The organism is Paenibacillus sp. Y951 (assembly GCF_056786395.1).
The window spans coordinates 48,457-69,578 of sequence record NZ_JBXCIY010000012.1 but is presented as its reverse complement, the minus strand read 5'-3'; the positions used below and the strand labels follow the sequence as shown (position 1 = coordinate 69,578).

General features: G+C 40.1%; 19 protein-coding genes. 18 read left to right on the top strand and 1 reads right to left on the bottom strand.

The annotated features are described in order from the left end of the window. The first annotated feature begins 103 nt into the window (after window positions 1–103). The 8 genes from pyrH to AC1TPB_RS16800 all read left to right on the top strand — a co-directional run bounded on the left by pyrH (window position 104) and on the right by AC1TPB_RS16800 (window position 11,550). Complete coding sequence (gene pyrH / locus AC1TPB_RS16835; protein ID WP_482060999.1) at window positions 104–832, top strand: UMP kinase; 729 nt, start codon at window positions 104–106, stop codon at window positions 830–832. After that, entirely contained in the window at window positions 832–1,386 is a 555-nt protein-coding gene (frr, locus tag AC1TPB_RS16830) for a ribosome recycling factor (RefSeq protein ID WP_482060998.1), read from the top strand. The genes pyrH and frr overlap by 1 nt, the downstream gene beginning before the upstream one ends. 78 nt (window positions 1,387–1,464) lie before the next feature. Next, window positions 1,465–2,229: an isoprenyl transferase gene (locus AC1TPB_RS16825; RefSeq protein WP_482077565.1), complete on the top strand. Its 765-nt coding sequence runs from the start codon at window positions 1,465–1,467 to the stop codon at window positions 2,227–2,229. A 27-nt stretch (window positions 2,230–2,256) separates the two neighbouring features. Next, window positions 2,257–3,051, top strand: a complete 795-nt coding sequence (locus tag AC1TPB_RS16820; RefSeq protein WP_482077564.1) for a phosphatidate cytidylyltransferase — start codon at window positions 2,257–2,259, stop codon at window positions 3,049–3,051. A gap of 16 nt (window positions 3,052–3,067) precedes the next feature. After that, window positions 3,068–4,207 (top strand): 1-deoxy-D-xylulose-5-phosphate reductoisomerase, encoded by a 1,140-nt coding sequence (locus tag AC1TPB_RS16815; RefSeq protein WP_482077563.1) that lies wholly within the window; start codon window positions 3,068–3,070, stop codon window positions 4,205–4,207. 85 nt (window positions 4,208–4,292) lie between these two features. Next, the gene (gene rseP, locus AC1TPB_RS16810; protein WP_482077562.1) at window positions 4,293–5,558 is read left to right on the top strand and encodes an RIP metalloprotease RseP; all 1,266 of its coding nucleotides are present in this window, start codon (window positions 4,293–4,295) and stop codon (window positions 5,556–5,558) included. A gap of 9 nt (window positions 5,559–5,567) precedes the next feature. Then, a complete protein-coding gene (proS, locus tag AC1TPB_RS16805) occupies window positions 5,568–7,016 on the top strand; it encodes a proline--tRNA ligase (protein WP_482077561.1) in 1,449 nt (482 codons plus the stop codon). Window positions 7,017–7,230: 214 nt separating this feature from the next. Beyond that, the gene (locus tag AC1TPB_RS16800; protein WP_482077660.1) at window positions 7,231–11,550 is read left to right on the top strand and encodes a PolC-type DNA polymerase III; all 4,320 of its coding nucleotides are present in this window, start codon (window positions 7,231–7,233) and stop codon (window positions 11,548–11,550) included. Between the two features lie 5 nt (window positions 11,551–11,555). Here the strand turns inward: AC1TPB_RS16800 and AC1TPB_RS16795 are convergent, their stop codons facing one another. Continuing rightward, window positions 11,556–11,714 carry a hypothetical protein gene (locus AC1TPB_RS16795; protein ID WP_482077560.1) on the bottom strand — a complete coding sequence of 53 codons (159 nt, stop codon included), beginning with the start codon at window positions 11,712–11,714 and terminating at the stop codon, window positions 11,556–11,558. A 716-nt stretch (window positions 11,715–12,430) separates the two neighbouring features. Here AC1TPB_RS16795 and rimP point away from each other — a divergent pair. From rimP to rpsO, 10 genes are all read left to right on the top strand, one after another. Then, complete coding sequence (rimP, locus tag AC1TPB_RS16790; protein WP_482077559.1) at window positions 12,431–12,892, top strand: ribosome maturation factor RimP; 462 nt, start codon at window positions 12,431–12,433, stop codon at window positions 12,890–12,892. Between the two features lie 33 nt (window positions 12,893–12,925). Then, the gene (gene nusA, locus AC1TPB_RS16785) at window positions 12,926–14,023 is read left to right on the top strand and encodes a transcription termination factor NusA (protein WP_482060991.1); all 1,098 of its coding nucleotides are present in this window, start codon (window positions 12,926–12,928) and stop codon (window positions 14,021–14,023) included. A 28-nt stretch (window positions 14,024–14,051) separates the two neighbouring features. Continuing rightward, entirely contained in the window at window positions 14,052–14,357 is a 306-nt protein-coding gene (gene rnpM / locus AC1TPB_RS16780; protein ID WP_258199703.1) for an RNase P modulator RnpM, read from the top strand. After that, window positions 14,354–14,680, top strand: coding sequence for a L7Ae/L30e/S12e/Gadd45 family ribosomal protein (locus AC1TPB_RS16775; RefSeq protein ID WP_482077558.1), 327 nt, complete (start codon window positions 14,354–14,356; stop codon window positions 14,678–14,680). Before rnpM ends, AC1TPB_RS16775 begins: the two co-directional genes overlap by 4 nt. Window positions 14,681–14,688: 8 nt before the next feature. Continuing rightward, complete coding sequence (gene infB, locus AC1TPB_RS16770; RefSeq protein ID WP_482077659.1) at window positions 14,689–17,451, top strand: translation initiation factor IF-2; 2,763 nt, start codon at window positions 14,689–14,691, stop codon at window positions 17,449–17,451. Between the two features lie 7 nt (window positions 17,452–17,458). Beyond that, a complete protein-coding gene (gene rbfA / locus AC1TPB_RS16765; protein WP_482077557.1) occupies window positions 17,459–17,812 on the top strand; it encodes a 30S ribosome-binding factor RbfA in 354 nt (117 codons plus the stop codon). Continuing rightward, window positions 17,812–18,801 carry a DHH family phosphoesterase gene (locus AC1TPB_RS16760; protein ID WP_482077658.1) on the top strand — a complete coding sequence of 330 codons (990 nt, stop codon included), beginning with the start codon at window positions 17,812–17,814 and terminating at the stop codon, window positions 18,799–18,801. Before rbfA ends, AC1TPB_RS16760 begins: the two co-directional genes overlap by 1 nt. Before the next feature lies 1 nt (window position 18,802). After that, window positions 18,803–19,711, top strand: a complete 909-nt coding sequence (gene truB, locus AC1TPB_RS16755) for a tRNA pseudouridine(55) synthase TruB (RefSeq protein WP_482077556.1) — start codon at window positions 18,803–18,805, stop codon at window positions 19,709–19,711. 37 nt (window positions 19,712–19,748) lie between these two features. Continuing rightward, window positions 19,749–20,708 carry a bifunctional riboflavin kinase/FAD synthetase gene (locus tag AC1TPB_RS16750; RefSeq protein ID WP_482077555.1) on the top strand — a complete coding sequence of 320 codons (960 nt, stop codon included), beginning with the start codon at window positions 19,749–19,751 and terminating at the stop codon, window positions 20,706–20,708. Window positions 20,709–20,850: 142 nt separating this feature from the next. Further along, the gene (gene rpsO / locus AC1TPB_RS16745; protein WP_482060984.1) at window positions 20,851–21,120 is read left to right on the top strand and encodes a 30S ribosomal protein S15; all 270 of its coding nucleotides are present in this window, start codon (window positions 20,851–20,853) and stop codon (window positions 21,118–21,120) included. Window positions 21,121–21,122 lie beyond the last annotated feature (2 nt).

Below are 21,122 nucleotides of genomic sequence, written 5' to 3'. Positions count from 1 at the left end.
CGAACTCAAGGATAAAGGGCGGGGCGTCTGCCCCGCCTTACTTGTATCAAAAGCAACATAATTGAAGACCTCGTTAAAGAGGTGTAAGATGGAGGTATAAAAGTTGGAGCATCCAGTATTTAAACGCATCGTATTGAAAGTTAGTGGTGAGTCACTAGCAGGTCAAGAAGGATATGGAATTGAAGCAACAGTCATTTCTTCTATTGCAAGCCAAGTTAAAGAAGTAATCGCACTTGGTGTAGAAGTAGCAATCGTAGTTGGTGGTGGAAATATTTGGCGTGGTATCGCTGGTACTGCAAAAGGTATTGACCGTGCAACGGCTGATTATATGGGGATGTTAGCAACAGTAATGAATTCCTTAGCTCTTCAAGACGCATTAGAACAAATTGATGTGCCAACACGTGTACAAACCTCAATCGCAATGCAACAAATTGCTGAGCCTTACATTCGCCGCCGCGCTATTCGTCACCTTGAAAAAGGCCGCGTCGTTATTTTCGCAGCTGGTACAGGTAACCCATTCTTCTCTACAGATACAACAGCTGCGCTTCGTGCTGCTGAAATTGAAGCAGAAGTTATCCTAATGGCGAAAAATAAAGTTGATGGTGTATACTCTGCTGATCCATTCATAGATGAAACAGCTGAGAAATTTGAAGAATTGACGTACATGGAAGTGTTGAATCGTAATCTTGGAGTTATGGATTCTACATCAACTTCTCTATGTATGGATAACAATATTCCGCTTATCGTATTTTCGATCACCGAAAACGGCAATATTAAACGTGTCGTATTAGGTGAAAAGATTGGTACTATTGTAAAAGGGAGTGGGAAGTAATGTCACAAGAAATTAAGACATCTGCTGAAGAGAGAATGGAAAAAGCGATCAGTTCATTGAAGCGTGAATTTGCTACGCTTCGTGCTGGAAAAGCTAGTCCTGCTCTTTTGGATCGTATTCAAGTTGAATACTATGGTGCAACAACACCATTGAATCAATTAGCAAATATTACAACTCCGGATTCTAGAACTATAATTATTCAACCATGGGATAAATCCTCTGTAAGTGAGATAGAACGTGCGATTATGAAATCGGATGTAGGCATGACACCATCAAATGATGGTGGTACGATTCGTTTGTCTGTACCAATGCTTACAGAAGAACGTCGTATGGAGCTTGTGAAAACAGCGAAAAAAATTGCTGAAGAAGCAAAAGTAGCCATTCGTAATGTTCGTCGCGATGCTAATGATAGCATTAAAAAACTTGAGAAATCTGAGATTTCTGAAGATGAATCCAAACGTTTTCAAGATGATGTTCAGAAACTAACTGATAAATTCATTGCTGAAAGCGATAAAGTATTAGCTACAAAAGAAAAAGAAATATTGGAAGTTTAATGATTAGTGCCCCTCCATAAGGTGGGGTTCTTTCAATAAATGGACAATATTCTTTGATTTTGTCGGGGGGAGAGCTAATTGATTAAGCGTCTTTGGTCCAGAAAAAACGAGAAATTATCTGTTTCAGAACAAACCTTGAAATCTGACAATATTCCAGTTCATATTGCAATTATAATGGATGGGAACGGGCGATGGGCTAAGAAAAAGGGGCTTCCTCGGATTGCGGGACATCGTTCTGGTATGAAAACAGTGAAGAAAATTACGATGGCTGCTAGTCATCTAGGTGTGAAATATTTAACGATGTATGCTTTTTCAACTGAAAATTGGAAACGCCCAAAAGAAGAAGTTGACTTTCTAATGAAGTTACCGCAACAATTTCTTGAAATGGAAATTGATGAGTTAATGGAAAATAATGTTCAAGTACGTATGATGGGCGACATTGAAAACCTTCCTGCTCATACTAGAACTGCTGTAGAAGTAGCGATGAGAAAAACAGCTAAAAACACTGGACTTGTTCTGAATTTCGCCTTGAATTATGGGGGAAGATTGGAAATTATTGAAGCCGTTAAACTTGTTGCATCTCAAGTCGCACAACAGCAAATTCAATTAGACGATATCGATGAGGAATTACTATCCTCATATATGCAATCAGAGCAAATGCCAGATCCAGATTTGCTAATTCGTACTAGTGGTGAGGTTAGATTAAGTAACTTTATGCTCTGGCAATTAGCGTACAGCGAATTTTATTTCACAGATGTATACTGGCCTGAATTCTCTGAAGAGCATTTCACTGCAGCGATAGAAGAATATCAGCGGCGAGCTCGCCGTTTCGGCGGTGTATAGTCTCATCATTCGAGGTGAAATTTTGTAATGAAGCAAAGAATGGTTACTGGTCTATTATTTGGTGCTTTTTTTATTGGTTTATTAATTGTCGGGGGTCCACTATATTCAGTATTAGTACTTCTAATGGCGATTATTGGATTGTTTGAATTTACTCGTATGAATAAATTAAGCTGGAGTAATCCGATACATATCATTTCGGTCGTCGGATTATTAGCGCTTGTATTTCCTTATGAGCATTATGGCTTGAAGTGGATTACTGATCAAACGATGATATGGTTACTTATGTTTGTGCTATTTGCGTTTACGGTATTATCCAAAAATAAGTATACGATTGATGAAGTAGCTGTAAGTTTTTTAGGCACAGTGTATATAGGTATCGGCTTTGCGTCGATGATCGATGTTCGCCTACTTGAACAGCATGGTTTATGGTGGAGTATACTAGCATTTTGTGTCATATGGGCATCGGATATTGGTGCGTATTTCTCTGGGCGTGCATTTGGAAAACATAAACTATGGCCATTAATAAGTCCTAACAAGACGATTGAAGGTGCAATTGGCGGGGTTGTTAGTTCCGTTATTGTTGCTGTCATTTTTGCACTATTTGCTCCTGATCTAATTGAAATGTGGCGTGCAATCGTGATTGGTATGGTTGCTGCTGTAGCAGGACAATTCGGTGATTTAATTCAATCCGCATACAAGCGCGTACGTGGAATTAAAGACATGGGTAATATAATGCCTGGTCATGGCGGGATAATTGATCGCACAGATAGTTGGATCATTGTTTTTCCAATATTAGTGTTAACTGGGCTTATTCCTGTCTAAGGTGGAGGGTAATATTTTGAAAAAAATTTCACTGCTAGGGTCAACAGGATCAATAGGTACGCAAACATTAGATGTCGTTGATCAGCATCCTGATAAATTTGAAGTGGTTGCACTTTCCGCTGGTAGTAATATTGAAAGATTAATACAACAAGCGCAAAAGTATAAACCTCAAGTCATAAGCGTTGCAACGAAAGAACTTGCAGAGCAATTAAAATTACATATTCCTCCTCATATTAAAGTTGTATATGGAGAAGAAGGCTTAATCGAAGTGGCGACTGTTTCAGATGCCGACATCGTTGTTACCGCAATACTAGGAAGCCGTGGGTTGCCGGCTACATTAGCAGCGATCGACGAAGGTAAGACAATCGGACTAGCTAACAAAGAGACGCTTGTGACGGCAGGACATATCGTTATGGAGCGAGCTAGAAAGAAGCAAGTTGCGATCTTACCGATTGATAGCGAACATTCTGCTATTTTTCAATGCCTTAACGGTGAATCGATAAGTAGCATTGATCATATTACATTAACTGCCTCGGGCGGTTCGTTCCGTGATTATTCTAGAGTACAATTAGCGAATGTTACGGTAGAGCAAGCATTGAACCATCCCAATTGGTCGATGGGCGCGAAGATAACGATAGATTCAGCTACTATGGCAAATAAAGGTCTTGAAGTAATCGAAGCTCACTGGTTGTTCAATCTCAGCTATGATCAGATCAAAGTCATTATACATCCGGAAAGTATTATTCATTCGTATGTTGAATTCAATGATCGTAGTGTAATTGCTCAGCTTGGAATGCCTGATATGAGAGTGCCGATTCAATACGCATTAACATATCCTGAGCGAATTGCAACACGTACGGATCGATTAGATTTAGCTTCTATTAGCAAACTTAATTTCCGTCATATGGATTTCGAGCGATATCCAATGTTGAGATTGGCTTTTGAATGTGGAAGAGCCGGCTTGTCTGCTCCTACAGTGTTCAATGCTGCCAATGAAATTGCTGTTGAACGCTTTTTACGTGGTGAAATATCATTTTTAGCCATCGAAAATGTTGTAGAGTCTGTTCTCTCACAACATCATAGCTGCAAAGTTGATAGTATTGAGGCCATCATTGCTGTCGATCAAGAAGCAAGAACAATTGCCGCTCGAATTTAATTGTGAAGGGTAGTTCTCTTGTGTCTCGCAGTAGAATAATGATAATCTATGTACAGGCCGTAACAACGGGAGGCTATGAGAAAGTATGCAAATGATTCAAACGGTGCTATTAACGGTATTAGTATTTTTCGTAATTGTTACGATCCATGAATGGGGTCATTACTATTTCGCCAAGCGAGCGGGTATTCTTGTAAGGGAATTCGCAATTGGTTTTGGACCCAAACTATTCTCGTTCAAGCGTGGCGAGACGAAGTTTACGCTTCGTTTAGTTCCAGCAGGTGGTTACGTGCGGATGGCTGGCGAAGATCCTGAAATTGTCGAAGTACAGACGGGACAGACGATAGCTGTAAGGTTAAAGGATGGGGTTGTACATCGGATCTATTTGGATCGTCTCGATGAACGTAGTGAATCGATCCGTGGTGAAGTGGTCTCCGTAGATTTAGAACGCCAATTACATATCGATCTTGATATCGATGGTGAAGTGGAAAAATATAGTATTCATCCACAGGCTTTAGTTATAGCTAGAGGGAATGAAACTCAGATCGCTCCAATCGATCGTCATTTTTCTAGTAAATCGGTTGGCAAACGGGCAATGGCTATTTTTGCAGGCCCGCTGATGAACTTTATTTTGGCTTTTGTCTTGTTCTTGGTCTATATCCAGATGGCTGGAATTAAGGATAGTATTTTGATTGGTCAAATTGTTAGTCAAGAATCTCCTGCTGCCACGGCAAATTTACAAGTCGGAGATAAAATTATTATGGTGAACGGCGAAGTAATTGGTGTTGATTTTACAAGAATGATTGATATTGTAGCCGAAAGTGCAAACAAACCAGTTGAGATACAAATTGAGCGTAATGGTACAGTCCAAAACATTAATGTAACGCCACTTCCAGATGAAGCTGGAGACGGCAAGATCGGTGTCTCCCCAAGTTATGGTACACGCTCAGCAGGGTTTGGAGAGACGTTTACCGAGGCTGGTACATTAATGAAAGATATGACCATAATGATCTTTGACGGCTTAAAAATGCTAGTTACAGGTCAGTTTAAGTTAGACGATCTTGGTGGACCCGTTCGTACTGCTGAAATTACGAGTCAAATCGCTCGCCAAGGTATTGTGCAGTTGACGAGTTGGACTGCAGTACTTAGTCTATACTTAGGTATATTTAATTTGTTGCCTGTCCCTGCATTAGATGGCAGCAGGTTGTTATTTATCGGACTTGAAGCGATTCGTCGTAAGCCGATTAACCCGAACAAAGAAGCATTTGTTCACTTTATTGGTTTTGCAATGCTCATGTTATTAATGCTTGTCGTCACATATAATGATATTTTGAGATTAATTAGAGGGGAGTAATTCTAGCATATGGCTAAGGATAAACAATTTGTAACAGAGATTACACCTCAATCTGAGGACTTTTCTAAATGGTATATCGATGTAATTAAAAAAGCGGAATTAATGGATTATTCTCCAGTCCGTGGTTGTATCATTTTCAGACCTGAGGGTTATGAGATCTGGGAAAATATTCAGAAGGATCTTGACCGTCGCTTCAAAGAAACAGGACATAGAAATGCTTATTTTCCATTATTCATTCCAGAGAGCTTCTTCCAAAAGGAGAAGGAACATGTTGAAGGCTTCAACCCTGAATTGCCATGGGTAACAGAAGCGGCAGGTGAAGTGCTAGAGGAACGTCTAGCGATTCGCCCTACTTCTGAAACGATGTTCGGACATATGTATTCCAAATGGATTCAATCTTATCGTGATCTACCCGTTCTAATTAACCAGTGGGCAAACGTTGTTCGTTGGGAGAAAAGAACACTTCCGTTTCTTCGTACAAGTGAGTTCCTATGGCAAGAAGGACATACAGCGCATGAAACAGAAGAAGAAGCACGTCAAGAAACACGTCAAATGCTTGATATCTATACAGACTTTGTAGAGGAATTCCTTGCGATTCCTGTTATTAAAGGCGAAAAAACACCATCTGAGCGCTTTGCTGGTGCTGTGGATACTTATTCCATCGAGGCAATGATGAAAGATGGTAAAGCAGTACAAGCAGGTACATCACATTATCTTGGCGAAAAGTTCGCTGTTGCCTTTGATATTAAATATTTGGATCGCAACAATGAATTGCAATATTGTCATACAACATCATGGGGTGTAAGTACAAGGTTAATCGGTGCATTAATTATGGTTCACGGTGATGATCGTGGGCTTGCATTGCCACCGAAAATTGCACCAACTCAAGTTATTATGCTTCCAATTGGACCTGCCAAAACGAGAGATGCTGTCGTTGGACGTGTTGATGAATTGTATACTGAACTGAAAAAAGCAGGAATTCGGGTTCGTGTAGACGATCGTTCTGATGTTAGTCCAGGCTGGAAATTCAATGAATATGAAATGCGTGGAATCCCTGTTCGTCTTGAACTTGGTCCTCGCGATATGGATAATGGACAAGTTATGCTTGTTTCCCGTATAACTGGTGAGAAACGTGCAGTACTTCAAACAGATCTAGTTGCTGAAGTAGAGAAGCTTCTTGCAGAAACACAACAAGCGATGTACGATCGTGCGCTAGCATTCCGTCAAGAAAATTCTTATTCAGTAGATACGCTAGATGAGATGAAAGCAGCTATGGAGAAAAAACGTGGATTTGTTGAAGCTGGCTGGTGTGGTTCTGCCGCTTGTGAGAAAACGGTAAAAGATGAGACGGGTGCGACGAGTCGTAACATTCCATTCGAGCCGGATACTCCGAAATCGACTTGTTTAGTGTGTGGCGACGAAGCCATACATACAGTTATTTTTGCAAGAGCATATTAATATAAGTTCAAAAAGCGGGATTTCAGAACCGAGCAGGTGAAGCGCTACTTGAGAAAGGCGGAAGCGCAAGTGTACGTTATTCGTACACGCGAACCGTACTTTCCAAGTTCGCTTCAGATGCGATGTCGATTACGCTACGTTAGCATAATCATCGTTATCAAAGTCCGCTTTTTGAACAACCTCTAAAATGATCTAACGTCAGGAGTGGATAATGATGAACCATGCCGACGGTAAGCGTCAGCGCTTTGAGATGTTGTTAGAACAGTCAGGGCTGCCGCAGGAACTCATTCAAGCTTATTTTGAAGATGGGTACATTGATCAAGTCATCGTCAATAAGCACAACAATGACTGGACGTTTTGCATACGCAAGACGTCTTTAGTTCCTTTACAGGCATATAATGGCTTAACACATCAAGTTCGTAAAAAGTTTGCTCATATAGCGAGCACTTCTTTTAATTTTAACTATGATTCTATAGTCGAGTCTGAAAATATTGTGATGCAATATTGGCCGGTATTTCTTGAGTGGGCCCAGAAAAATATTGCATCAGTTAATGGTTGGATGCAAAGAGCGGATATTGTAGTTGCCGATAAGTTACTAACGATTGGATTAATGGATCATACAGGATTAGAGCTAGCTAAGAAGAAGAAAATAGATGAAGAAGTGAGTAATTTCTATCAAAAATATTTCTCACGCGACATCACGGTTAAACTTATTCTTTCTGAAAGTAAGCAAGAAATTTATGAGCAATTCCGTGATGAAATTCAGCAAGAAGATAGCGAAGCGATATCACAACTTATGGCTGAAGTGCCTGTTGAAGTTGATGAAGAAGAGACTCCGAGCAATGAAGAAGTCATCCGTCTTGCGATTGGCTATGATATTCGTGATGAAGCTATTCCGCTTATGAATATTGTCGATGAAGAAAAGAAAATTGCTGTACAAGGCTCAGTTTTCTCACTAGATAAGAAAGAATTACGTAACGGAAGTACATTATTTACGTTTTATTTGACTGATTTTACGGACTCTTTGTCGATGAAAGTTTTTGCTAAGACGAAAGATGATGTTAAGATTTTAAGTAAACTGAAAAATGGTAAGTGGATCAAAGCTCGCGGAAAAGTAGAGTACGATCGCTTTATGCAAGAGCCTGAGCTTGTCATGATTCCTAATGATCTTCATGAAGTAAATGCTCCGCCAAGTCGGATGGACTATGCGAAGGAAAAACGTGTGGAATTCCATCTTCATACGACGATGAGTACGATGGATGCGGTCACACATATTAGCGATTATGTAGCGATGGCTGCCAAATGGGGTCATAAAGCGATCGCTGTAACAGATCATAGCAATATACAATGCTACCCAGACGCTGTGAAAGCAGCTAAGAAACATGATATGAAAGTCATGTTCGGCTTGGAAGCGAACTTAGTTAATGATGCAGTTCCGATTGTCCTTAATGCGCAACCATTATCATTAGTAGATACAACTTACGTCGTATTCGATCTCGAGACTACTGGGCTATCTGTCATTAACAATAAAATTATTGAAATTGCTGGTATACGAATGAAAGATGGAGAAGAAATTGATCGTTTTACATCGTTCATAAATCCCCATCAGAGAATTCCATACAATATTCAGCAATTAACCAATATAACCGATGACATGGTTGTTGATGCTCCAGAGCTTGAACCTACATTGAAGGCGTTTATTGAATATATAGGCGATGATGTGCTAGTTGCCCATAATGCTCGCTTCGATATTGGTTTTATTCAAGCGAATTGTAAAACATTAGGTTTTCCAGAAGTGAAAAATCCTGTGCTAGACACGCTTGAACTAGCCCGTTTAATTTACCCAACTATGAAAAATCATCGGTTGAATACGTTAGCTGATAAATATAAAGTTAGTCTTGATAATCATCACCGTGCCATCGACGATACGATTGCACTTGGTGGAATATTGAATGGGCTAATAAAAGATGCAACAGATCGAAATATTATTAAACTAACTCAGCTTAATGATTACGTAGGGCTTGATCTTTCTAATGCAAGACCATTCCATTCCTCCGTCTACGCGCTTAATGCAGTAGGGAAGAAAAATTTGTTCAAGCTAATTTCACTTTCTCATACAGAGCATTTCAAAAAGGTAGCTACCATTCCCAAAAGTAAACTAATGGCTCATCGTGAAGGGTTACTAGTTATATCTGGCTGTGAAAAGGGTGAGTTTTTTGAGACGGTGCTCAATAAATCGCAAGAGGAAGCGGAAGAGGTTGCACAGTTCTATGATGTGTTAGAAATTCAACCGATAGATTTCTATATGCATTTAGTTGATAAAGGATTAGTTGGCTCGCGTGCGGATATAGAACAGGCACTGAGAAGAGTGTATCAAATTGGTATTAAATTGAATAAACCAGTTATTGCTACCGGCAACGTTCATTATCTTAACCCAATGGATAAAATATATCGCGAGATTACAATACTAGGTATTACTGGATTTAGTCCACTGAAAAGTATGCGCAAGCCAGATGCACATTTCCGAACAACCGATGAAATGCTGAAGGAATTTGCTTTTCTAGGTGAAGAAATTGCTTATGAAGTCGTCATTACGAATACGAATGAATTGGCTGAGCGCTTTGAAGCATATGATATGTTTCCTAGTGAGTTGTTTACACCGATTCTTGAAGGTGCAGATGAGGATATTCGTAATATATGCTACGATACTGCCAAATCAATGTACGGTGAGCAGCTGCCGCAAGTTGTCATTGATCGCCTTGAGAAAGAGCTTGTTCCAATTATCAAATTTAAATTTTCGGCCAACTATTTATTTTCGATGAAATTAGTTAAAAAATCAAATGCAGATGGCTATCTTGTAGGATCACGAGGTTCAGTTGGTTCATCAGTCGTTGCGATGTTCCTTGGTATTTCCGAGGTTAATCCATTGCCATCGCACTATTTATGTTTGAATTCAGACTGTAGACATAGCGATTGGTTTTTAGATGGCAGCATACCGAGTGGTTTTGACTTGATTAATAAGGACTGTCCTCAATGCGGTAAACCGATGAAAGGTGAAGGCCATGATATCCCGTTTGAAACGTTTTTAGGATTTAAAGGGGATAAAGTACCTGATATCGATCTTAACTTCTCAGGTGATTACCAGCCTATTGCTCATAACTATACAAAAGAGCTGTTTGGCGAAAAAAGTGTGTTTCGTGCGGGTACAATTGGTACAGTTGCCGATAAAACAGCCTATGGTTTTGCAAAGAAATATGAAGAAGAGCATGGTAAAAAATGGCGTAATGCGGAAGTTGTTCGATTAGCTAGTGGTTGCACTGGAGTTAAGCGAAGTACTGGTCAGCATCCAGGGGGAATCGTCGTTGTTCCTGATTATATGGAAGTTGAGGATGTTACACCGGTACAATTCCCAGCAGATGATGTGAATGCGGAATGGAAAACTACTCATTTCGATTATCATGCGTTTGATGAAAACTTATTGAAGCTCGATATTTTGGGTCATGATGATCCTACAATGATGCGGATGCTGCAAGATCTTACCGGTGTTGATCCGACGACGATTCCGATGAATGATCAGAAGGTTATGAGTCTATTCAACTCGACGGATGCACTGGGCGTAAACGCAAAACAAATACGTTCTGCGGTTGCTACTTATGGTATACCGGAAATGGGAACGAAGTTCGTTCGTCAAATGCTTCATGAGACACAACCATCAAGCTTTGCCGATCTGCTGCAAATCTCAGGCTTATCTCACGGTACTGGGGTTTGGTTAGGGAATGCTCAAGAATTAATTAAAAATGGCACATGTAACATTAAGACGGTTATCGGATGTCGTGATGATATTATGTTATACTTAATATATAAAGCAGATATGGATGCGTCATTGGCGTTCAAAATTACGGAAAGCGTACGTAAAGGTAAAGGATTAACACCTGAATGGATTCAAGATATGAAGGATTGTAAAGTGCCACAGTGGTATATCGATTCTTGTCTACGTATTGAATACATGTTCCCGAAAGCACATGCGGCAGCATATGTTATATCTGCAGTTCGTACTGCATTTTTCAAGCTTTATTACCCTGCTGAATTTTATGCGACATACTTTACAGTTCGTGCGGATGATTTTGATCTTGAGCTGCTATGTCAAGGTTATGAGGCTATCTACAAGAAGATTGAAGAGATTGAAGGTAAGGGCTTCAGTGCAACACCAAAAGAGAAAAGTATGCTGTCTCAGCTAGAAATGTCTCTTGAAATGACTGCACGTGGCTTTACGTACAAACCGATCGACATTTATCGTTCAGACGCGGAAAAATTCCAAATAGAGGGTGAAGCATTAATCCCTCCTTTTGCGGCGGTAGGCGGTATTGGCATAAATGCTGCACGTAATATTGCAGCAGCAAAAGATGATGGAGAGTACTTATCTATTGAAGATTTTCAGATGAGAACAAAAGCTTCTAAGACGATTATCGAGCTATTAACTGCGATGGGATGTTTTAGAGGGATGCCAGAATCCAACCAACTTTCACTCTTTTAGGAAGTTCAAACAGTGGACTTTGATAACGATGATTGGCTTCGTAGCATAGTCGGCGTCGAATATGAAACGAACTTGGAAAGTACGGTTCGCGTGTACCAACCACGTACACTTGCGCTTCCGCCTTTCTCAAGTAGCGTTCCATCTTCTCGGTTCTGAAAGCCCACTTTTTGAACCTTTATTGAAAGTATCGGGCATTGACCGCTTGTGTACTCGTGCCGTACACGTTGCTGGGTTTCGTTTCAGCGCTTGTGATTGCGATGCGCCGCAGGTAGCTTATTCGACATCGAAGATGAAACGTACTTGAAAAACTCCGGTCTCTCGGGCTATACTACGTATACGAGGGCGTCCTTATTCGCATAGTTGCATTCTAATCTTGACGGCTTGCGAAAGTCCATTTTTATACATGCACTGTAAGTGACTAGAAATCATTTCTTGTCACTAGTATACGATTATGATATAATTTTTGTGGCAATGATGTTGATAGGGCTTTAATGATCAAAGAGTGGGGAAACCCACTCTTTATGTGTTGTTTAACCCAAAAATCATTTATTCGCGTAATTGTAGTATAACTTCCGACATGCTGTATATTAGGAAGTCATATTAGATTATAGATGAAAATAAGCTTACGATGTACTTTTCATTGCAGGAATGTATATCACAGTAGATATGAAAAGTTAAGTATTAACTTACGAAGTACTTTTCATTGCAAGAAGCATTTCACAGTAGATATGAAAAGTTAAGTTTAGTCTTACGAAGTACTTTTCATTGCAGGAATGTATATCACAGTAGATATGAAAAGTTAAGTTTAGTCTTACGATGTACTTTTCATTGCAGGAATGTATATCACAGTAGATATGAAAAGTTTTAGGAGGAACACAATTTGAGTACATCAGCGATCAACACCGCAATTGAGGCTATGATATCACCTTTTCTCAATGAACATGGATTTGAATTGGTCGATATTGAATACATAAAGGAAGGTAGTAATTGGTTTCTGCGCATATTTGTAGATAAAGAGGGCGGCATTGATATTGATGAATGCGTTCGAATTAGCGAATATGTAAGTGAGCAACTTGATGCGAAAGAACCAATATCAGGCGCTTATTTCCTTGAAGTATCTTCTCCTGGTGCGGAGAGACCACTTAAGAAACCTGAGGATATACAAAAATCAGTAGGTAAAAATGTCTTCATAACAACCTATGAATTGCTTAACGGTATGAAGGAATTTGAAGGTGAACTTACTGCATTTGATGGTGAAGAAGTTACAGTGCGTGTAGGCACGAAAGAGTACACAGTACCTTATGCTAAAGTTGCAAGCGCACGTCTTGCTATTATATTCTAACGTTTATTAGATGAAAGGGGGAACGAGTTTCCAATGAGTATGGATTTTATTGAGGCGCTACAAGAGATTGCAAGAGATAAAGGTATCTCCCAAGAAGTGCTTTTAGATGCAATTGAAGCAGCACTTATTTCAAGTTATAAACGAAACTTTAACACGGCACAGAACGTTAGAGTAGAAATCAATCGTCATAATGGTATTATTAAAGTGTATGCTCGTAAAAATGTAGTAGAGGATGTACTTGACTCTAGATTAGAAATTGCAATAGATGCAGCGCGTGAAGTTAACCCGCATTATCAATTAGATGATATTGCTGAAATCGAGGTTACGCCTCGTGATTTTGGTCGTATTGCTGCCCAAACAGCCAAACAAGTCGTTACTCAACGTATTCGTGAAGCTGAGCGTGGACTAATCTATAACGCATTTATTGATAAAGAGGAAGATATCGTAACGGGCCTTGTACAGAGACAAGATACACGTAATTTATTTGTTGACTTAGGTAAAGTTGAGGCAGTATTGCCGCTGACAGAATTAATGCCGACAGATAAATTCAAGCATCTTGATCGTGTGAAGGCTTTTATTACGAAGGTGGAAAATACGACTAAGGGTCCGCAAATTATTCTTTCTCGTACACATCCAGGTCTTCTGAAGCGTCTGTTCGAACTTGAAGTGCCAGAAATATATGATGGTGTTGTTGAAATTCGCTCTGTGGCTCGCGAAGCAGGCTTTAGATCCAAAATTGCTGTGTTCTCACGCAATCATGAAGTAGATCCTGTAGGATCTTGTGTAGGACCTAAAGGTCTACGTGTTCAAACGATCGTGAACGAGCTAAAAGGTGAGAAAATCGATATTGTACGTTGGTCCGATGATGTTGCGGAATATGTTGCGAATGCACTTAGTCCATCGAAAGTCATTGAAGTTAACGTATTTGAACAAGAAAAAATGGCACGTGTTATCGTACCAGATTACCAGTTGTCATTGGCAATCGGAATTAAAGGTCAGAACGCTCGTCTTGCAGCAAAACTAACTGGTTGGAAAATTGACATTAAGTCAGAAACTCAAGCAGAGCAAGAATACGGACGTCCAAAAACGACACAAGACGTTATGCATCAAGATTCGGTTTCTATCGATTAATTGAATCAGAATGAATGGAGGGTGTGCGATGAGACCAAGAAAAGTACCGCTTCGCAAATGCGTTGCTTGTCAAGAGATGATGTCGAAGAAGGAACTGATTCGGGTCGTACGGACACCGAATGATGAAGTTCTGATTGACCTAAGCGGTAAAAAATCAGGCCGAGGTGCTTATCTATGCGGGAAAGTAACTTGCTTTAAGCTAGCTAAAAAGAGCAAAGCGCTTGATCGTGCATTAAAGCAGCCGGTTGGAGAAGAAATATACGATCAATTAGAACAAGATTTTATTAAGCTAGAAGATGAGTTCATTGCGAATAAGGAGCTAACAATTGAATGAAAATAAATAAAGCCTTATCTGCGCTAGGAATGGCGATGAGAGCCGGAAAGTTAGCGACTGGCGATGAAATTGTTCTGAAGGCCGTTCGTGCTGGAAAAGCAAAACTAGTTATTGTTGCTGGAGATGCTTCCGAAAACACGAAAAAGAAATTTTCAGATAAGTGTGGCACTTACAATGTGAAACTTGTCGAAGCTTATGATCGAGAAAGCTTAGGGAGAGCAATTGGAAAGCCAGATCGTGTAATTATTGCAGTTACTGACGTGCAATTTGCTCAATTAATTGTGGGTCATTTAAGCCAAAAAACGGAGGTGGATCTTACTTGAGTAATAATATAGAGGGTAAGGAAAATAAAGACAAGCTGCGCGTATACGAATATGCAAAATCGGTAGATATGAGCAGCAAGGAAGTTATCACCATTCTTAAGAGGCTGGATTTACCTGTGAACAACCATATGAGTGTAATGGAAAACCAAATGGTTTCTAAAGTTGAAGGTTTTTTTCGTGAAATCAAAGAAAATGCAGCAGTGAAACGATCGAATGCTGAATCATCAGCTACTACAAGTACGGAAGCAACACAAGAGAAAAAGGAAATCTCGCAAGAGAACAGACAGGAGACAAGGAATTCTATTAATACTAACGAAAATCAGAACCGTGAGGAAAAACAGGAAGTAACGAATACTCCTACACGTTCAACACAATCAACAACTGCAAGTAGTCAAGGGGCTAGAGAGCAACAACCAAGAACGCAAAACTCTAGCCAAAGTAGACCACAAAGTAGTCAAAGTGGAAGTCGTCCACAAGGTAGCGGTCAGTCTCGTCCACAAGGACAAGGTAGCAGTTCAAGTCGTCCACAAGGTCAATCTAGTAGTCGTCCGCAAGGTCAAGGTGGCGGTCAATCTCGTCCACAGGGTCAAGGAAGTAGCCAAAGTCGTCCGCAAGGTCAATCAGGTGGCTTCAATCGTCCTCAAGGTAGTGGTCAAGGCGGTCAAGCTCGCCCTTACAATAATGCCGGTGGTCAATCTTCTGGTGGTCGTCCACAAGGCGGCGGTCAAGGTGGTCAATTTTCATCTAACCGTCCTACTAGCGGTGGTCAAAATCGTTCAACTAGCTCGACTTCACCTGCACCATCTCGTGCATTTGAGTCTCGTTTTGACAGTTCGCGTACAACTACTGGCGATCGTAATTCGAACTCAAACTCGAATTCAAATTACAAAGGTAGAAATAGCAGCAATCGTTTTGAGGATGGGAAATCCGGATCTAACTCCAGAAATAATCGCAATAATAAAGGTCGCGGTGGCAGAAATAATTATCAAAACCAACCACCTCGTGAAAAAATTGATAATACACCGAAGAAAATTATCGTTCGCGGTACATTAACAGTTGGTGAACTGGCTAAGATACTTCATAAAGATGCTTCGGAAGTTATCAAAAAGCTTCTATTCTTAGGTGTAATGGCTACGATTAACCAAGAGGTTGATATGGACGCGATTATGCTAATTGCAACAGAATACGGCATTGAAGTAGAAGTGAAAATTCCAGTTGAAGAAGATAACTTCGAAACGGTTGATGAAGTAGATGAAGCTGCTGATCTAGTAACTCGTCCGGCAGTTGTTACGATTATGGGTCACGTTGACCATGGTAAAACAACATTACTTGACTCTATCCGCAAAACGAATGTTACGACAGGCGAAGCAGGCGGTATTACCCAACATATCGGTGCTTACCAAGTTGAAATCAACAACAAGAAAATTACATTCCTTGATACACCAGGTCACGAAGCGTTTACATTAATGCGTGCTCGTGGAGCACAAGTAACTGATATTACAATTATCGTTGTTGCAGCAGATGATGGAATTATGCCTCAAACTATTGAAGCAATTAGCCATGCGAAAGCTGCTGGTGTGCCAATTATCGTTGCTGTGAACAAAATCGATAAACCTGAAGCAAATATTGATAAAATCAAGCAAGAAATGACTGAATATGAGCTTGTTCCAGAAGAATGGGGCGGCGATACAATCTTCGTAGAAGTTTCTGCGAAACAACGTATGGGTATTGAAAATCTGCTTGAAATGATTTTATTAGTTTCAGAAATGAATGAATTTAAAGCAAATCCTAACAAACGTGCTCGTGCTACTGTCATTGAGGCTGAACTTGATAAAGGTAAAGGTCCAGTTGTACGTATTCTAGTCCAACATGGTACGTTAAGAGTAGGGGATGCATTCGTTGCAGGTAACTGTTTCGGTCGTGTAAGAGCAATGGTCAATGACCGTGGTCGTCGCTTAAAAGAAGCGGGTCCTTCTACTCCTGTTGAAATTACAGGTTTAACGGAAGTTCCACTTGCTGGTGATCCGTTTATGGTGTTCGAAGATGAGCGTAAAGCACGTGCAATCGCTGATCGTCGTTCGATCAAACATCGTCAGTCTGAAATCGGTGCAAACACTCGTGTAACACTTGATGATTTGTACAACCAAATTAAAGATGGCGAGATGAAAGATCTTCACGTTATCATTAAATCCGATGTTCAAGGTTCTGGAGAAGCTTTGAAAGGTTCTCTTGCGAAAATTGACGTTGAAGGTGTTCGCGTTAAAATCATTCATAGTGGCGCAGGTGCGATCACTGAATCTGATATCAACTTGGCTTCTGCTTCAAATGCCATCGTAATCGGCTTTAACGTTCGTCCAGAACCACAAGCTGAATATGCGATTGAACAAGAAAAAGTAGATGTTCGTTTGCACACAATTATCTATAAAATCATCGATGAAATCGAGCAAGCAATGAAGGGTCTTCTAGATCCAATCTACAAAGAAGTTATTACTGGTCACGCAGAAGTTCGTAATATCTTCAAAGTTACAAAAGTAGGATCCATTGCTGGTTGTATGGTTACTGATGGTAAAATGGTTCGTAACGGAGAAGCGCGCGTTATTCGTGATAGTATTGTAGTCTACACTGGTAAGATCGATACTTTGAAACGATACAAAGATGATGCGAAAGAAGTTACACAAGGCTTCGAGTGTGGTATTACACTTGATCGCTTTAACGATATTAAAGAATCAGACATTATCGAGTCATTTGTTATGGAGACAGTTGAGAGGTGAATAAGTAATGGCTAAAATTCGTGTAGGTCGTGTTAGTGAACAAATTAAGAAAGAAATTAGTCATTTAATACAGACTGAAATAAAAGACCCTCGTGTTGGCTTTATTACAGTCACTGGTGTTGAAACGACAAATGATCTTTCACAAGCTAAAATCTACTTGAGTGTACTTGGTAACGATGAACAGAAAGAAGAAACTCTAAAAGCACTTTCTAAAGCTACCGGCTATCTTCGCTCTGAGCTAGGTAAGCGAATTAAGTTCCGACATACTCCAGAATTACACTTTAAGTTTGACAACAGCATTGAGTATGGAAGTCGTATCGAGAATCTTCTTACAGAAATTAATCAGGACTCTAAAGAGTGATGACTTCATTACATCCTTATGATGAGCAACTAGAAGGAGCTATAGCGTTTATAGAACGCTATAATTCCTTTCTAGTTGTTGCTCATGAACAACCAGATGGTGATGCGATTAGTTCATGTTCAGCAATGACTTGGTTGCTTGAGCAATATAACAAGCAGGTAATTATTATTAATGAGAGCGAATTACCTGGTCGCCTTAGCTATTTGTATCAATACGATAATATAAAGCGATTCAATCGTGAAGCCTCGTTGCAATTTGATGCGGTGATTGCCCTTGATTGTGCAGATTATTCTCGTCTTGGTGAAGTAAGAACATTGTTTACTACTGGAATTACTCCACTGCTCAATATTGATCATCATCCTACTAATAATGAATTTGGTACATTGAATATTGTACGTTCACATGCCGCAGCAACAGTTGAAATAATATATGATCTTATTAAATACGCTAACCTAACTCCGAACTTACCTTGCGCCATTGCGCTGTATACGGGGTTATTGACGGATACTGGCGGTTTTCGATATTCTAATACATCTCCAGAAGTGATGGCGATGGCATCTGAGCTTCTGGCTCTTGGTGTTTCTGCTTATGAACTTGCAGATCATTTACTAGAAAAAATGACGTATGCAAGACTTCGTTTGCTTCAAACATTATTAGCGCGAATTTCCTTCAGTGAAGATCATCGAATTGGCTGGGTATCTGTGATGTCTGATGACTTAGCTACTTGTGGTGCTGTTCCAGAAGATCTTGAAGGCATTGTCAACTATGTGTTGAATGTCGATAGTGTTGAGGTTGGGATTCTCTTCAAGGAATCGGAGTCAGGGCTTGTGAAAGCAAGTATCCGTTCCGCTGGAAAAGTTGATGTTGCAGCTGTAGCACATAGTTTTGGTGGCGGCGGTCATGTGAGAGCTGCTGGCTGTAAATTGAATGCTGATATGAACAGTAGTATTGAAGAATTAGTTGGAGCGATACGAAAGGCGTTGACATAAGATGGACGGCGTACTAGCCATTTGGAAGGCTGAAGGTTGGACATCACATGATGTAGTGGCGAAAGCTCGCCGCCTACTTGGAATGAAACGAATTGGGCATGCGGGTACACTTGATCCTATGGTGACGGGTGTACTTCCGTTATGTTTAGGCAGAGGCACTCGAGTAGTTGAATATATTCAAGAACGTCCGAAGGCTTATGAAGCAACAATTCGTTTGGGAGTAGCGACGGATACGGAAGATATTACAGGCGTAGTCATTGAAACTGCTGAAGTATCTGCTATAAAGGAACAACAAATACATGAGGTGCTCCATAGTTTTCTTGGTGAAATAGATCAAATCCCGCCTATGTTTTCTGCGCTTAAAGTAGATGGCAAACGTTTGTACGAGCTTGCTCGTGAAGGCAAGACGGTGGAACGTAAATCACGTAAAGTAACGATTTACTCGATCGAGCTATTAAACCTTGATCTAGATGGGGAGCATCCACAATTCAGCTTTTCCGTACAATGCTCAAAAGGTACATATATTCGTACATTATGTGTTGATATTGGAAAGGCATTAGGTGTACCTGCTACGATGGCATCATTAATTCGTACGATGTCAGGAGGCATAACGAAGTCTCAATGCTTAACACTAGAGCAAGTGGAAGAACATATGAACAACGGTACACTCCAGCAGCTACTTGTTGCGCCAGAGCTTGCTATTGATCATCTTCCTGCTACGACAGTACAAAGCATCAAGCGGAGATATGCGATCCAAGGCCAAAAGCTTTATTGGACGGATATAACAGGACATCAGTTGTTAGCGGATCATTCCTTGGTTCGTGTCTTTGATGAAGAAGATGTTTTTTTGGGGATTTTCGAACTTGATAAACAAAATCATGTTGTGAAACCAATTAAAGTATTTTCTTGATCGAAAATGTTAATGATGAAATGTAGGTGTGTCAACTTTGAAAATCATAACTTTGACTTACCCTATATCACTTAGTGAGATAGAGTTGAATGATCAACCATTATCGATTGCAATAGGACATTTTGATGGTGTTCACAAAGGGCATCAGCAAGTTATTTCTAAAGCAGTTTCTACTGCAAAAGCTAATGGACAAGCGTCGGCAGTCATGACATTTGATCCTCATCCAAAAGCGATTTTAGGTCAAGGTGAACAATACGTTCAGTGCATTACCCCACTATTTACGAAAACTAGATTGTTTGAAAAACTTGGCGTTGATTATGTGTTTATCGTCAAATTTGATAGTAATTTTTCAAAAATTACTCCTTATGAATTTGTTACTAACATTTTACAAACACTTCATGTCGTCAATGTTGTGATCGGTTTCGACTTCCGCTTTGGTGTAGGTGGTTCCGGAAATCCGGATATTATGAAGAAATTATGCGAACCAGCGATTCAAGTGGACGTTATTGAGGCTTATCTTATTGATGAAGTGAAAGTTAGTAGTACTGCAATAAGAGAGTGGTTGGAAAGTGGAGATATTAAGCGAGCTAACCATTTATTAGGTCGTTATTTTGAAGTTGAGGGAACGGTCGTTCAAGGCGATCAGCGCGGACGTACGATTGGTTTTCCTACAGCAAATCTTCGGCTTCATGCTCCATACGTTACGGTCCGCTTAGGTGTATATGCGATTATCGCTCATCTTGGCAAAAAAACGTATTATGGTGTTATGAATCATGGAATGAAGCCGACGTTCTATGAACAAGATATTGTTCCAGTTATGGAAGCACATTTGTTCAATTTTTCAGAAGATATTTACGGTGAGACGATGACGATTCAGCTTGTCCAATATTTACGTTCAGAGCGTAAATTTGAGGGGATTGCTGCTTTGATTGAACAGTTGAAGCTTGATGCTAAGCAAGCTACAGCTGTTATTGCAAACATAATCTCGACAAACTAAATTCATCTATGCTATACTATGTACTGATATTGCACTTGTGCATTTCACATGTACAAGCAGCAGTAACTGAACCTTGGCATGGTTATCGAGCTCACCGCCGATAACGAGGCTAATGGCGATTATGATAAGGAGGTGAAACCAGATGGCAATTACACAAGAACGTAAAAATGAAATTATCGAGGCACACAAAACTCACGCAAGTGATACAGGGTCTCCAGAAGTTCAAGTAGCTATCCTAACGGAAAACATCGTGACTTTGACAGATCATCTTCGTACTCACAAGAAAGATCATCATTCACGTCGTGGTTTGTTGAAAATGGTAGGTCAACGTCGTAAATTACTTGCTTACCTTAAAAACAAAGATGTTAGACGTTATAGCGCATTGATTGAAAAATTAGGCTTACGCCGTTAAGA

Coding starts and splice junctions, on each gene's coding strand:
- AC1TPB_RS16820 (WP_482077564.1), top strand. CDS start 2,257: ATGAAGCAAAGAATGGTTACTGGTCTATTATTTGGTGCTTTTTTTATT.
- frr (WP_482060998.1), top strand. CDS start 832: ATGTCACAAGAAATTAAGACATCTGCTGAAGAGAGAATGGAAAAAGCG.
- rbfA (WP_482077557.1), top strand. CDS start 17,459: ATGGCTAAAATTCGTGTAGGTCGTGTTAGTGAACAAATTAAGAAAGAA.
- AC1TPB_RS16760 (WP_482077658.1), top strand. CDS start 17,812: ATGACTTCATTACATCCTTATGATGAGCAACTAGAAGGAGCTATAGCG.
- truB (WP_482077556.1), top strand. CDS start 18,803: ATGGACGGCGTACTAGCCATTTGGAAGGCTGAAGGTTGGACATCACAT.
- proS (WP_482077561.1), top strand. CDS start 5,568: ATGGCTAAGGATAAACAATTTGTAACAGAGATTACACCTCAATCTGAG.
- AC1TPB_RS16800 (WP_482077660.1), top strand. CDS start 7,231: ATGAACCATGCCGACGGTAAGCGTCAGCGCTTTGAGATGTTGTTAGAA.
- rpsO (WP_482060984.1), top strand. CDS start 20,851: ATGGCAATTACACAAGAACGTAAAAATGAAATTATCGAGGCACACAAA.
- rnpM (WP_258199703.1), top strand. CDS start 14,052: ATGAGACCAAGAAAAGTACCGCTTCGCAAATGCGTTGCTTGTCAAGAG.
- AC1TPB_RS16775 (WP_482077558.1), top strand. CDS start 14,354: ATGAAAATAAATAAAGCCTTATCTGCGCTAGGAATGGCGATGAGAGCC.
- nusA (WP_482060991.1), top strand. CDS start 12,926: ATGAGTATGGATTTTATTGAGGCGCTACAAGAGATTGCAAGAGATAAA.
- rseP (WP_482077562.1), top strand. CDS start 4,293: ATGCAAATGATTCAAACGGTGCTATTAACGGTATTAGTATTTTTCGTA.